The organism is Streptomyces sp. 2323.1, from assembly GCF_900221035.1.
GTDB lineage: Bacteria > Actinomycetota > Actinomycetes > Streptomycetales > Streptomycetaceae > Streptomyces > Streptomyces sioyaensis.
This window is the reverse complement of sequence record NZ_LT907981.1, coordinates 5,843,567-5,856,457: the sequence shown is the minus strand read 5'-3', so window position 1 is coordinate 5,856,457 and position 12,891 is coordinate 5,843,567. Positions and strand designations below refer to the sequence as shown.

Annotated in this window: 11 protein-coding genes; 8 read left to right on the top strand and 3 right to left on the bottom strand. The window is 75.4% G+C overall.

From position 1 onward, the window contains the following. The first annotated feature begins 131 nt into the window (after window positions 1-131). The 3 genes from CPH93_RS25220 (at window position 132) to CPH93_RS25210 (ending at window position 2,857) form a co-directional block, all read left to right on the top strand. Entirely contained in the window at window positions 132-1,049 is a 918-nt protein-coding gene (locus CPH93_RS25220) for a DUF6891 domain-containing protein (RefSeq protein ID WP_093482834.1), read from the top strand. A gap of 1 nt (window position 1,050) precedes the next feature. Further along, window positions 1,051-1,743 carry a rhomboid-like protein gene (locus CPH93_RS25215; protein WP_096214170.1) on the top strand — a complete coding sequence of 231 codons (693 nt, stop codon included), beginning with the start codon at window positions 1,051-1,053 and terminating at the stop codon, window positions 1,741-1,743. 484 nt (window positions 1,744-2,227) lie between these two features. Next, the gene (locus CPH93_RS25210; protein WP_173909879.1) at window positions 2,228-2,857 is read left to right on the top strand and encodes a winged helix-turn-helix domain-containing protein; all 630 of its coding nucleotides are present in this window, start codon (window positions 2,228-2,230) and stop codon (window positions 2,855-2,857) included. Here CPH93_RS25210 and CPH93_RS25205 read toward each other — a convergent pair. The 3 genes from CPH93_RS25205 to CPH93_RS25195 are packed head-to-tail and all read right to left on the bottom strand — an operon-like array spanning window position 2,833 to window position 5,364. Further along, window positions 2,833-3,633, bottom strand: coding sequence for a DedA family protein (locus CPH93_RS25205; RefSeq protein ID WP_096214169.1), 801 nt, complete (start codon window positions 3,631-3,633; stop codon window positions 2,833-2,835). The two genes, CPH93_RS25210 and CPH93_RS25205, sit on opposite strands and share 25 nt — an antisense overlap. Further along, window positions 3,626-4,552, bottom strand: coding sequence for a lysophospholipid acyltransferase family protein (locus CPH93_RS25200; RefSeq protein ID WP_096214168.1), 927 nt, complete (start codon window positions 4,550-4,552; stop codon window positions 3,626-3,628). Before CPH93_RS25200 ends, CPH93_RS25205 begins: the two co-directional genes overlap by 8 nt. Continuing rightward, window positions 4,549-5,364: a GNAT family N-acetyltransferase gene (locus CPH93_RS25195; RefSeq protein ID WP_093482838.1), complete on the bottom strand. Its 816-nt coding sequence runs from the start codon at window positions 5,362-5,364 to the stop codon at window positions 4,549-4,551. The genes CPH93_RS25200 and CPH93_RS25195 overlap by 4 nt, the downstream gene beginning before the upstream one ends. A gap of 408 nt (window positions 5,365-5,772) precedes the next feature. Here CPH93_RS25195 and CPH93_RS25190 point away from each other — a divergent pair, with 408 nt between their 5' ends. The 5 genes from CPH93_RS25190 (at window position 5,773) to CPH93_RS25170 (ending at window position 12,858) form a co-directional block, all read left to right on the top strand. Next, window positions 5,773-8,919 (top strand): alpha-N-acetylglucosaminidase, encoded by a 3,147-nt coding sequence (locus CPH93_RS25190; RefSeq protein ID WP_443031404.1) that lies wholly within the window; start codon window positions 5,773-5,775, stop codon window positions 8,917-8,919. 35 nt (window positions 8,920-8,954) lie between these two features. Next, a complete protein-coding gene (locus tag CPH93_RS25185; RefSeq protein ID WP_093482840.1) occupies window positions 8,955-9,185 on the top strand; it encodes a DUF397 domain-containing protein in 231 nt (76 codons plus the stop codon). Between the two features lie 292 nt (window positions 9,186-9,477). Continuing rightward, window positions 9,478-11,448: a hypothetical protein gene (locus CPH93_RS25180; protein ID WP_096214166.1), complete on the top strand. Its 1,971-nt coding sequence runs from the start codon at window positions 9,478-9,480 to the stop codon at window positions 11,446-11,448. 145 nt (window positions 11,449-11,593) lie between these two features. Next, entirely contained in the window at window positions 11,594-12,289 is a 696-nt protein-coding gene (locus CPH93_RS25175; protein ID WP_093482843.1) for a TetR/AcrR family transcriptional regulator, read from the top strand. Between the two features lie 56 nt (window positions 12,290-12,345). Further along, the gene (locus tag CPH93_RS25170) at window positions 12,346-12,858 is read left to right on the top strand and encodes a GNAT family N-acetyltransferase (protein WP_096214165.1); all 513 of its coding nucleotides are present in this window, start codon (window positions 12,346-12,348) and stop codon (window positions 12,856-12,858) included. Window positions 12,859-12,891: the final 33 nt, after the last annotated feature.

The following is a 12,891-nucleotide window of genomic DNA, read 5'->3' as shown; positions in this document are numbered from 1 at the left end:
GGGGCCGGGCCGGTGGGGCCCGGCCCCTTCTCGCATGCCGGGCGGCCGGGTCGCTTGCACGTGGCGGCCGGGGCCGATTGCCAGGCGCGGGCCGGGGGTCGGTTGTCAGTGGCGGGTGGCACGCTGGGGGCATGCTTGCGATCAACGTCAGGACCGAGACCGGGGCGGAGCGCGCCCATCCGGCCGAAGCCGAACTCGCCGGACTGCTGCGGCGGATCGGCGCCGCCGACGACCATTTCGTGGTCGTCGAGCGCGTCCCCGACCAGCAGCAGGTCTTCGTGCAGACCTGGCGGGAGGGCACGGGGCCGTTCGCGGTGGAGTACCGCGACGGCGCCCCCGAGCGGCACTTCAGCGCGGAGTGCGACGATGCCGAGCAGGTCGTGGCGGTCTTCCTGGACTGGGCGCGCGGCGGGGACGCCTGGCGCAGGGCGCTCGACTGGCGGCCGGCGGACCTCTTCGCCACGCCCGGCCTGCACCCGCGCACCCGCGCGGCCGCCGAGGAGCAGGCCCGCAAGGACATGCGCTCCGGTTTCCGCAAGGCCCACGAGGTCGCGCAGAGCGTGTGCGACGCCCTCGATCCGGAGGACTCCCCGCTCACCCTCGACGAGGCGCGGCGGATCGTGGCGGGCCTGTGGGAGGAACAGCTCGCCGAGCAGGAGCGATGGCCCGAGGTGACCGGTGCCGACCGGGTCGCGCGGGCCTTCGCCGCCCTGGATTCCCAGGGGCTGACCGCCCGGATGCACTTCACCTGTTGCAGCAACTGCGCGCTCGGCGAGATAGCGGCCGAACGCGCCGAGGGCGACCGGGGGTTCGTCTTCTTCCACTACCAGGACACCGAGGCCGCCGCGGACGGCTATGGGCTCTCGGTCCGCTACGGCGCGTACGCGGACACCGGGGAGGCGGCCGGCGAGGCGCGTGCCGAGGTCGGGCGGACGGTGGCGGCGGCGCTCACGGCTGCGGGACTGCCGGTGGAGTGGGACGGCGACCCGGACCGCGTCATCGAGGTCACCCCGCTGGACTGGCGCAAGCGGCTGCCGACGGGGGCCTGAGATGCCGAAGGCCGCCTCCCGGTTCCTGCGCAGGGACGTACTGCCGGGTGCCGTTTCGCGGGTCCGGCCGGCCGCCGCCGTGCCCTGGCTCGCGCCACTCTACGTCGGTGCCGTCCAGCTCGGTGCGTATGCCACCGCACGGCTGCCCGACCGGCGGCGTACGGAGCTGCTGCGCGCCCACTCCACCAACGTCGTCAATCTGCGGGCCGGCCGGTGGCGGACGCTGGCCACCAGCGCCCTCCTCGTCGAGCAGCCGCTGTCGCTCCCGTACGCCGCCGCGCTGCTCACCGTCCTCGGTACGGCCGAGGCGCGCTGGGGCGCCCGGCGCGCGGCAGCGGTGTTCGCGGCCGGCCACACCGGCGCCTGTCTGCTGGTGTACGCGGGCCTGCGTGGCCGGGTGCGCACGGATCCGCCGGACGCGACCGCCCAGGCCGTCGACGTCGGGGCGAGCTACGGCTTCCATGCCACGCTCGGCGCCCTGGCCGCGGCCGTCCCGCACCGCGGCGCGCGGACCGCGGCGACGGCCGGCCTGCTGGCGCTGGGGACCTGGCCCGTGCTGCGCCGGGCACGGACGTTCACCGATGCCGGGCATCTGACGGCGACGGCGCTCGGGGTGATGTGTGGGGCGGGGATACGGAGGAGGGCCGGGCAGACGGAGAACGTCCGGGGCCCGGGAAGGGGCCACCCGGCATAGCGGGTGCGGCGCCGCGTACGGGTGGGGGGCCACGTACGGGGGGGGCGCCACGTACGGGGGACGCCGCGGCCGGGGGGGACGCCGCGTAACGGATTCCAGCCAGGGGCCCAATCGCCTCCCGTGGGACCGCCCGTCCGCCAACTCCGGCGCGCCACCGCCGAGTCGGGACCGGATCTTCCCCATCCCCGGCGCCTGCCCGACCACGGCTCAGCGGATTCGCGTCACACCGCGGGCCGCGCCGGGGACAGAACACCGGCCGTCTGGTTCAATGGGGCCATGGCCAGCCTCAATGACACCGCGACGGGTCGCAGCGACCTTGAGCCGTTCTGGCCGTCCCGGCAGGCGCACGCCTTCGACCTCCTGTGTTGCCGCGCGCACTGAGCGCGGGCCCGCACCTCTCTCACCGACGCCGCTGACCGGCGCCGCACGCCCTGCCCGCGCGCACGACGTCCCCCGACGCCCCTTCGCGCGAAAGCTGACCGTGATGACGAACGTCCGTACCCTGACCGCCCCTTCCCCGACGGCCGCCACTCCCGCCCCGCACGCCCACCGCCACCGGCTGCGCGCCGTGGCCCCCGACGAGGCCCTCCCGTCGCCCGCCACCGCCCCGGGTGGCGGCGCGTCGCGCCACGGCGCCCCCTCGGTCGCCGAGCTGCTGCACTCCGGCGCCACCTGGCTTCCGGCGCCCCAGCACAACCTGCCCGCCCTGCCCGGACAGCCACCGATGGTCGGCTATCTGGTGCTCGTACCGGCCGAGCAGGCCGCCGCCCCACAGCAGACCGCCGCACCCGGGCCGCCCGCACCCCCGCCCACCGCGCCGACCGGCGACGAGATCGTACGGATCGACCCCGAGCGGCGCACCGCCCAGGTCCAGGGCCGGCCGCTGGATCTGACGTACCTCGAATTCGAGCTGCTGGCCCACCTGGTGGCGCATCCGCACCGGGTGCACACCCGCGACCAGCTGGTGACCACGGTGTGGGGGTACGGGCATGTCGGCGACGGCCGCACCGTCGATGTCCATGTCGCCCGGCTGCGCCGCAAGTTGGGCGCCGCGCACCGGTCGTCGATCGTGACGGTGCGGCGGGTGGGCTACAAGTACGTGCCGGGCATCTGAGGCTCAGGCCCGGGGTCACACGCCCTTCGGCTCCTCCTGCCGGGGGTGCGGCCGGGCGGGATCCGCTCCCCCGCCCGGCCGGGTGCCGCTCCCCCGCCCCGACCGCGCCGCTTCTGCCGGCCCGGCGGACGTTCCTCCGACGTGCCCGGCGGGCGTTCCTCCGGTACGCCGACGCCCCTCCGGTGCAGATACCCCACACAGCCCGCCACCAGGAGGCCGGCCCCGGAGGCCAGCAGCATGCCCACGGCCGGGGAATCGGTGAACGCCGTACCGCCGAAGCCGCCGAGCGCCGCGCTGCACACCGCCCAGATGCCCGCGCCCGCCGCGTCCAGCAGGACGAAGCGGCGCAGCGGAAAGCGGACACTGCCGGTGGACAGCGAGGCGACCACCCGGCCGCCGGGCACGAAGCGGCCGGCGATGACGAGCAGGGCGGCGTGCCGTTCGACCATGGCGCGGGCCCTGGTGTGCCGGGCCCGGCCGCGTTCGCCACGCAGCAGCCGGCCGATCGCGCGCGGGCCCGCGTACCGTCCCACCGCATAGCCCAGACAGTCACCGGCCAGTGCCCCGGTCGCCGCGACGCCCGCCAGCAGGGCGAGCAGCGGCAGATCGGGGCCGATGAGCACGGCGACCAGGACGACGGTGGTCTCGCTCGGCATGAACGGCAGCAGGGCGTCGAGGCCGGACACCAGCAGGATGATCAGCCACAGCCAGGGCGAGCCCAGCATGCCCTGCACCGGCTCGGTGAGCTGATCGAGCTGGTCGAGTTGGTCAAACATGAGCCGGGGTGTCCCGCAGGGGCGTATCCGGCAGTCGGGAGTGGGCCGGTACGGAGGCGGCCGGTACGGACGGGACGGGTACGGACGGCATGAGCGCGGCCGCTGTGGACGCACGACGTACCGGCTCTGCCGCTGCCGGACGGCCGCCGCGGACCGCCCGCTCCGCCAGCGCCGCCAGCTCCCGCCGGTCCAGGTCTCCGTCGGCCGCCGTCAGCGCCGGGTGTGCCGTGACGCGGATGGTCAGACCACGGGCGGCGAGCACCCGGCGCAGCGAGCCGGCGAAGGTGTCCTCGCCGCAGAACGCGGCCACCGTGCTGGGCAGGCCCTGCTGGGTGTAGTCGAGAGTCACCGGGCGGACCGGCGCCCCCGCGTCGAGCGCGGCCTGGAAGGTCGCCCGGCGGAAGGCGCCCTGTTCGGCGGTGCACCAGGTGGTGGCCTGCGGGAAGACCGCCACCGACCGTCCGGAGCCGAGCAGTTCGGTCACCTGGCGCACGGAGTCGGGCAGCCGCCGGGGGTTCGTCCGGTCGATGAAGTGCGTACCGGCCCGGCGGGCCAGCCCGCCGACCACCGGCCAGCCGCCGACCTCGCGCTTGGCGAGCAGGGTGACCGGTTCGACGGCGAGCAGGGCGAGGATATCGAGCCAGGAGATGTGGTTGGCGACGACGAGGGTGCCGGGGCCGTCCCCGGCACAGAGCGCGGCGGCGCCCTCGATACGGATGCCGAGCGCATCGAGCAGCGCCGCGGCATGCCCCCGCAGCCGTACCGGGTCGGCCAGCCGCGTGCCGTCGGTCAGCGCCCGCCGCACGGTGTGGGCGAATACGGCGCCGCGGCGGGCGACGACCCTCGCCGGGACGCGCGGTACCGCGTGCGCGGCGCAGTCCGGGGTGCAGTCGGAGGAGACGTCCCAGGGGCCGTTCACCGCTGCTCGCCCAGGAAGTAGCGCCGGTAGCGGTCGTCCAGCCGTTCCATGTCCAGCACGACGAAGAAGTCGGCGACGTCGAACTCGGGGTCATGGGCGGGTGCGCCGCAGATGACGGCGCCGATGCGCAGATAGCCGCGGAGCAGCGGCGGCAGCTGGGCGAGGCTGGGGCGGCCGGGGAGCGGGGTGGTGGCCTGCCAGGGGTGGTGCGGGGTGACCTGGAGCCCGGACGGGGCGGCGTAGCGGGTGCGGCCCAGTTCCCAGGCGTGGGTGGCGGCGGTGCCGCCGTCGGCGAGCGGGACGGAGGCACAGCCGGCCAGGTAGCGGTGGCCAGAGAGCAGGGTGTAGCGGGCGAGCGCGGCCCACATCTGGGTCATCACGGCGCCGTTGCGGTGGTCGGGGTGCACACAGGAGCGGCCCGCCTCGATGAGGGAGGGGCGCAGCCCGTCCAGGGCGCCGAGGTCGAACTCGCCGTCGGAGTACAGCCGCGCGCTGCGGCCGGGCGGCAGCAGACGGTAGGTGCCGACGACCTCGCCGGTGGCGGTGTGGGTGACGACGAGGTGATCGGCGAGTGGATCCACGTCGTCGATGTCGTGGCCGGCGAGCGGCGAGTGCAGGGTGGCACCCATCTCCTCGGCGAAGACCCGGTGGCGCAGTCGCTGTGCGGCGCGGATCTGCGCCCGGGTGTCGGCGATCTCCGCGGTGTAGCCGGGGTCGGCGGCCGGGGCGGGGGCGGCGTTCGCAGGGACGGGAGTGGAGACGGAGGTGGGGACGGGGGTGGGGACGGCGGACGCGGTCGATGCCACGCTCATGAGAGCCCTCCATGGGGAGTGGGGAGGCTGTGCGAGTCGACGGGCGGGGAGCGGCGGGGCCGGCCGAAGTGCGGTGCCGGGAAGACGCCGAGTGCGGGCGCAACCCGGTGACCTGGCCCTTCTCTACGCGGCAGACTGTTCCCGGGCCCGCCGGCCGAGCGCGTGAAGCCCAGGAAGCGAAGGGATGAGGGTCCGCGGAACACTGGTCGCCGCCGCCCGCGGCGGCCGACGGCCACCGGGCCCCGGGGACAGGGCGAGGCCAGGGGCGGGGCCAGGCCCGAGGCCGGCCCCGGCGCCAGGGGCGTACTTGGACCGCGGCTGACTGCCCGTTAGCGTGCCCCCCACACACGCGACTGTTGTTACCACCGAGCAGTGGGGGCACACGTGAGCCGACCGTCACGACGCGCAGTGCTGGGAACCGCCGGAGCGATCGGTGCGGGGGTGGCGCTCGGCGGGGCCTCCCCCGCCCCCGGGCGGGACGGCCGCCGCCAGGAGCGGGCACCGGCGTACGACACCGCACCGGCACGGGCCGCGCTGACCCGGCTGCTGCCCCGGCACGCCGACCAGTTCCAGCTGGTGGCGCTCGCCCCGGACGGCACCGGCGACCGCTTCCGCGTCGACGGCCGGGCGGGCCGGATCACGGTCGCCGGGACCACGCCCGCGGTGCTGCTGACCGGCGTCCACTGGTACCTCAAATGCACCTGCCGGGCCCATCTGTCGTGGGCCGGCGACCAGGTGGAGCTGCCCGGCCGGCTGCCCGCCCCGGCCTCCCCCGTCGAGCGCGGCACCGCGCTGCCGCACCGGTTCGCCCTTAACGACACCCACGACGGTTACACCGCCCCGTACGCGGACTGGCCGCGCTGGGAGCGGATGATCGACGTCCTGGCGCTGCACGGGGTGAACGAGGTGCTGGTCACCCCGGGCGCCGAGGCGGTCTACCACCGGCTGCTGACCGGCTTCGGCTACTCCGACGCCGAGGCCCGCGCCTGGATCCCGGCGCCCTCGCACCAGCCGTGGTGGCTGCTGCAGAACATGAGCGGCTACGGCGGCCCCACCAGCAGTGAACTGATCGCCAAACGGGCCGAGTTGGGCCGACGGATCACCGGCCGGCTGCGCGAGCTGGGCATACGCCCCGTACTGCCGGGCTACTTCGGCACCGTCCCGGGCGGTTTCGCCGCCCGCAACCCCGGCGCCCGTACCGTGCCGCAGGGCACCTGGTCGGGACTGGCGCGCCCCGACTGGCTCGATCCGCGCACCGAGGTCTTCGCCAGGACGGCCGCCGCCTTCTACCGCCACCAGGAGCAACTGCTCGGCCCCGCCGACCACTTCAAGATGGATCTGCTGCACGAGGGCGGCGACCCCGGCGACGTCCCGGTGCCGGACGCCGCCCGCGCCGTCGAGAAGGCGCTGCGCACCGCCCGCCCCGGCGCGACCTGGGTGATCCTGGGCTGGCAGAACAACCCGCGGCGCGATCTGCTGGGCGCCGTCGACCACGACCGGATGCTGATCGTGGACGGCCTCAGCGACCTGGAGACGGTCACCGACCGGGAGCGGGACTGGGGCGGGGTGCCGTACGCGTTCGGCAGCATCCCCAACTTCGGCGGCCGGACCACCATCGGCGCCAAGACACATGTCTGGGCCGAGCGCTTTCCGGCCTGGCGCGACAAGCCGGGCAGCCGGCTCGCCGGGACCGCGTACATGCCGGAGGCCGCCGAACGCGACCCGGCCGCCTTCGAGCTGTTCAGCGAACTCGCCTGGCGGGAGCGCCCGGTGGACCGCGCCGCATGGTTCGACGGCTATGCCGACCTGCGCTACGGCGCACGCGACAAGGGGGCCCGTGCCGCGTTCGCCGCCCTGGGCACCAGCGCGTACGAGATCTCCAGCAAGGACGGCCGCCCGCACGACTCGGTCTTCGCCGCCCGCCCCGACCTGGCCGCCCGCTCCGGCACCGTCTACGCCACCCACACCCCCGCCTTCGACCCGGCGGCCTTCGACACCGCGTTCGCGGCGCTGCTGACCGTCCGCCCCGCACTGCGCGGCTCCGACGCCTACCGCCGCGATCTGACCGACACCGCCCGGCAGGCGCTGGCCAACCGGTCCTGGCAGCTGATCGGGCAGCTCCAGGACGCCTACCGGCGCAAGGACCGGGCCACGTTCCGTGCGCTGTCCGGGCTGTGGCTGCAGCTGATGCGGCTCAGCGAGGACGTCACCGGCGCCCACCGGCAGTTCCTGCTGGGACCGTGGCTGGCGGACGCCCGGGCCATGGCGTCCGGCCCCGAGGAGGCGGCACGCCTGGAACACAGCGCCCGGGCGCTGCTCACCACCTGGGCGGACCGGCCCACCGCCGACGGCGGCTCGCTCGCCAACTACGCCAACCGCGACTGGCACGGCCTGATCGGCGAGGTCCATCTCCCGCAGTGGCAGGCCTACTTGGCCGAACTCGCGGACGCGCTGGCCGCGGACCGGCCGCCCAAGCCCTTCGACTGGTACGCCAGGGAAGAGCCCTGGACCCATGAGCGCACCACCCATCCGCTGCACCCCACGACCGAGGCGTACCGCACGGCGCAGCGGGTCCACGACACCCTCGCCAAGGCTCCCTACCAGGGCACCGTCACGGTCACCGCGAGCCCGTCCGCGCTGCCGCCGGGCGGCGCCGCCACCGTCACCGCGGCACTGCGCAACGTCAACGGGCTGCGGCCGACCGGCCGGGTCGACTTCGCGCTGACCGGCGTCGAAGCCACCGCGCAGGGCCCGGTGTCGCTGCCGTCGCTCCCGCCCGGCGGCACCGGCCGGGCCCGCTGGCGGGTCACCGCACCCGCCGGCCCGCTCACCGAGCCGCTGAAGGAGCTGCCGTACGGCCTCACCGCCGACTACGGGCCGAAGGGCGAGCCACGGGTCCGCGCCACCCACCACGGCGCCCTGTTCGTGGCGGGGCCGCTGGACCGGGAGTTGCGCACGGTCACCACCAATGCGGCGGTCTTCGGCCAGCTCGGCGACCGGCTCGCGGTCAACGGCGGAGGCGCGGACCTGTGGAAGGCCACCGCCGAATTCGGCGCGGTCTACCGGCCGGACGCGCTCGCCCCGGGCGGCTCGGTGACGGTCGAGGTGAGCGCGCAGGACCCGACCGGCCCCTGGGCCCGCGCCGGCCTCGTCGTCCGCAACCGCCTCGCCACCCCGGCCCCCGGCTCCCCGGACGCCGTCGGCTTCCTCAACCTGTCCGTGACGCCCGCCAACGGCGTCGTGCTGTCCTACGACGCCACCGGCGACGGCACCCTGGACACCTACCGGCGGCTCACCGGCGTCACCGCGCCCGTCCTGCTGCGGCTGACCCGCGGCCCGGACGCGGGGGGCTCCGGTACGTACACCGGCGCCTGCTCCACCGACGGCGGCGCCGGCTGGCGCGAGATCGCCACCGTCCGCGTCCCCGGAGCCGCCGCCCGGCAGGACACCGGAGTGCACCAGTCGGCCGCCAACTCCGCGACCGGGGACCGCGGTACGGCAACCTTCCGTCGCTGGACGGTCACTGGAAGCGCATCCGGCCACCGCGTACGCTGACCACAACGCACCACGAGCGAGGGGAAAAACACGGTATGAGTGCCGCAGCGGAGAAAGAGTGGCTCTACGCCCTGGACATCTCCGACGCCACCTGGCAGCGCGCCCCGGGCGACGCGGAAGAAGCGGTGGAGATCGCCTTCCTGGAGCGCGGCGCGGTGGCCATGCGCAATTCCACGGACCCCGATGTGGTACTCCGCTACACCGAGGCGGAGTGGCGGGCGTTCGTCCTCGGCGCGCGCGACGGGGAGTTCGACCTGAAGCGCTGACGCCTAGGGGGTGTCGTTCGGATCAGGGCGGATCAGGGAGCGGGGTCTGGTGCGTGCGGTCGCAAGGCGGAGGAGGGAGTCGACGCGGAGCGTCGGCGAGTGACGACAACGCGGCGAGCGTGCGTGCCAGACCCCGCGAGCCCGCCCTGATCCGAACGACACCCCCTAGGTCCGGGCAGCGGTCAGGCGGCCATCGCGGTGGGCACACCGCGGTGGCCGCAGCCGTGTCCGGCGACCCGCCGGAGCGCCCGGGGGCCGGTGACCATCACAGGAATCACTCGTTTCACCGAACGTGAAGCAGCAGCAGAAACAGCAGCAGGCGACACCCCGGCACGTGGACCGCGTCTCCCCCGCCGGCGGCGAGGAGGCCGGCGACGTCATCGACGTCGAGCAGGCCGAGGCAGCGCTGGTGGAGCACTATCCCCGGCTGGTCCGGCTGGCGTACCTCGTGCTGCCGCCCGGCCAGAGCCGCAGCCGCCGGGTGCTGGCCGCCCACGGCGTGGTGCAGCGGGCCCTGCCGCGCCAGCGCAGCTCCACCCGCGGCCTCGGGCTGCCCGCCCAGCGCGCCGGCACGGACGCCGCGATCGACCCCGGCTACGCCTTCGTACGGCTGCGGGTCCTGCGGGCCGCCCTGTCCGGCCGCCGCGCCGTCCGCCGGCCTCCGTTGTTCCCGCAGGTGTGGGGCCTGCGGCTGTTCCCGCGGTCCGGCGGCGCGGATGAACTCGCGCTGGACCAGGCGCTGTCGGCGCTGTCCGGCCCGGCCCGGGCGGCGTTCGTGCTGCGCGATCTGGAGCGGCTGAGCACGCCCGAGGCGCGCCGGGTGCTGGAGGCGGCCGGGGTGGCGCACGCCCGGGAGGCGCTGGACGAGGCGGAGCGGGCCGCGACGCCGGCCGGCAGCCGGGACCGGTCGCTGCTGGAGTCGCCGGAGTTCGACCCCTGTGCGCTGCAGGCCCGGCCGACGGATCTGATCCGGCGGCGGCAGCACGGCCGGGCGGTGCTGGCGGCGGGTGCGGCGGTGCTGGTGTCCGGGGCGCTGCTGGGCATGCCGGGTGACGGCTGGGGCCCGGACGGCGCCGCCGCCCCGCCGTATGCGCGCAACGCCGCCGCCGAAGCGGCCCTGGACCCCGGAAAGCTGACGGTGACCTCCGCGACCGCCTGGAAGCACGCCGCCCGGCAGGACTTCGCCGCCTGGCCCGCCCGCGGCGACCGGATCCACGACAGGGCGCTGCTGCGGCGGGCGCTGGCCGTATGGGCCAGGCCGGGGGCCGGGGTGCAGGTCTCGGCGACGCCCGGGACCGCACCGGGTCCGGCGGCGGGCCCGGCCCAGCTGCTGTTCGCGGGGGTGGTGGACCACGCCGTGGTGGTGCTGCTGCACGACGGGCTGCGGGTGGTGCGGTACGCGGAGGCGGCGGACGGCTCGGGGCAGAGCGACGGCACCGGAGCCGCGCTGGACTTCGCCCGGGTGGACGGCGCGGCCGGCGATGCGGCGAGCGCGCTGGTGGCAAGCCGTACGCAGGGCAATGTGCGCTATCTGACCGCCCCGTGGGTGAAGTCGACGCGGCTGGTCGATCTGGTCAAGCCGGACGCGGCGGGCCAGCCGGTGGCCATCGGGTCGGACGGCGTCACCAGCCCGGTGCCCACCGCGCAGCCCGCGGAGAAGTGCACGACCTGGCCGGCGCTGCAGGCCGGCGGCCGGCTGCTGACCGATCTCGGTGAGCTGGCCCCGGCCCGTCTGACGTACGGCAGGCCGCGCCGGCCGGGCGAGGTGACCGGCCGGCCGGCCAAGGCGGCCTGGGCGCGTACCGCCTGCCAGCTGGCCGCGCTCCGCGGGCAGGGCGTACGCACGGTGAACGCCTGGGAGTTCGCCCGGCAGCCGCTGCCCACGGGCGCCGGCCTCGCGGCCTGGCTGTGCACCCGCGCCGAGACCTGGCGCGGTGCGGGCAGTTGGACGATGGCGCAGATCCAGACTCCGGCGCCGAAGGGCGCGCCCTATGCGACGGGCACGGTCACGGCGCGCGCCGAGGGCGGTACGGCCTGCGGGCCGCGGAATCCACGGGCACTGGCCGGGGTTCTGTGGAAGTCCCCGGCCGGCACATGGTGGCTGCTGGCCGCCGGCAGCGGACAGGTCACCTCGATCACCGCCCGGAGCGGCCTGCACGCCCAGGCCGCGGGCCACTTCCTGGCGGCCCCCGCCAAGGCGGGCGACCATGCGGAGCTGACCGGCCGGCTGGCGACGGGCGGAAAAATCGAGGCGCTGCACTGAGCGTCCGCGGGCCGGCGCATCCGCCGGCCGGCCCGCGGGGGACCACCACTTCCGGCCAATGCGCCGCCAAAACCCCTGGTCCGTGCCCGATCCATGATCCCGAACGCGATTCCGCGCCGGGCTCCGGATCGTTAGGGTGGTCCGCATGACGACCGTCGCGCGCCGCAGGATGGGCGTCGAGGAGCGGCGTGAGCAGTTGATCGCCGTCGCCCTCGACCTCTTCAGTCACCGTTCGCCCGAGGACGTGTCGATCGACGAGGTCGCCGAGGCCGCCGGGATCTCCCGGCCGCTGGTGTACCACTACTTCCCGGGCAAGCAGCAGTTGTACGAGGCGGCGCTGCGCTGGGCCGCCGAGGAACTCACGGCACGCTTCGCGGAGCCGCACGAAGGCCCGCTCGGCGCCCGGCTGTTGCGCGTCATGGAGCGCTTCTTCGACTTCGTCGCCGAGCACGGCCGGGGTTTCTCGGCGCTGATGCGCGGCGGCCCGGCGATCGGTTCGGGCCGTACGGGCGCGATGGTCGACGGCGTCCGGCAAGCCGCCTTCACGCAGATCCTCGCCCATCTCGACGTCTCCCGGCCCTTCCCCCGCCTGGAGATGGTGGTCCGCTCGTGGATCTCGCTGGCCGAGACCACCGCACTGCTGTGGCTGGACGGCCGACGGGTGCCGCGTACCGAGCTGGAGCGGCAGTTGGTGCACGACTTCGCGGCGCTGGCGGCGGTGAGCGCGGCGTACGACGCGCGGATGGCGCAGGTGGTCCGCCGGATACTCGCCGACGAACCGGAGAACGGGATCTTCGCGGATCTGGTGGGGCGGCTGATGGAGCTCCCGGAACCGGCCTGAGCCGGGGCGGGTGCCCCGGCCGGGAAAGCCCGCTGCGGGTGCGGAACAATCCCGGCATGGAGCTCACCTTCCGGCTCGCCGACGACGGCCCCGATCTGCCCGCCCTGGTCGCCCTGTACGACGCCGCGGCCCGCTGGATGCAGAAGAACGGCATCGCGCAGTGGAGGCCCGGCGAGAAGGACGCGGAGCACTTCCGCCGCCGGCGGTCGGACGGCGAGGTCTGGCTGGCTCAGGCCGCCGAACACCTGGTGGGCGCCTTCGAACTCTGGTGGCAGGACGAGCCCGCGTGGGGCCCGCAGCCCCCGGAGGCGGGCTACGTACACCGGCTGATGGTGAACCGCGACCGGGCCCCGGCCGGCACGGGCCGGGCGATGCTGGCCCACGCCGAGCAGCGCATAGCCGAGGCGGGCCGGGCCTGGTCCCGCCTGGACTGTGTCTCCTCCAACCCGCGCCTGCGCACGTACTACGAGGCCGCCGGCTACACCGTCGTCGGCGAACAGCCCTTCAAGGAGGGGACGGGCGGCAGCAAGTATGCGGTCACGCTCCTTGAAAAGCGGCTGGCAGGCTGACGTTGGACTCGTCAGGGTGCGGGACTGACCGCT

Bases quoted from the DNA above. Each gene is read 5' to 3' on its own strand.
- CPH93_RS25215 (WP_096214170.1), top strand. From the start codon at position 1,051: ATGCCGAAGGCCGCCTCCCGGTTCCTGCGCAGGGACGTACTGCCGGGT.
- CPH93_RS25220 (WP_093482834.1), top strand. From the start codon at position 132: ATGCTTGCGATCAACGTCAGGACCGAGACCGGGGCGGAGCGCGCCCAT.
- CPH93_RS25195 (WP_093482838.1), bottom strand. From the start codon at position 5,364: ATGAGCGTGGCATCGACCGCGTCCGCCGTCCCCACCCCCGTCCCCACC.
- CPH93_RS25205 (WP_096214169.1), bottom strand. From the start codon at position 3,633: ATGTTTGACCAACTCGACCAGCTCGATCAGCTCACCGAGCCGGTGCAG.
- CPH93_RS25175 (WP_093482843.1), top strand. From the start codon at position 11,594: ATGACGACCGTCGCGCGCCGCAGGATGGGCGTCGAGGAGCGGCGTGAG.
- CPH93_RS25185 (WP_093482840.1), top strand. From the start codon at position 8,955: ATGAGTGCCGCAGCGGAGAAAGAGTGGCTCTACGCCCTGGACATCTCC.
- CPH93_RS25210 (WP_173909879.1), top strand. From the start codon at position 2,228: ATGACGAACGTCCGTACCCTGACCGCCCCTTCCCCGACGGCCGCCACT.
- CPH93_RS25170 (WP_096214165.1), top strand. From the start codon at position 12,346: ATGGAGCTCACCTTCCGGCTCGCCGACGACGGCCCCGATCTGCCCGCC.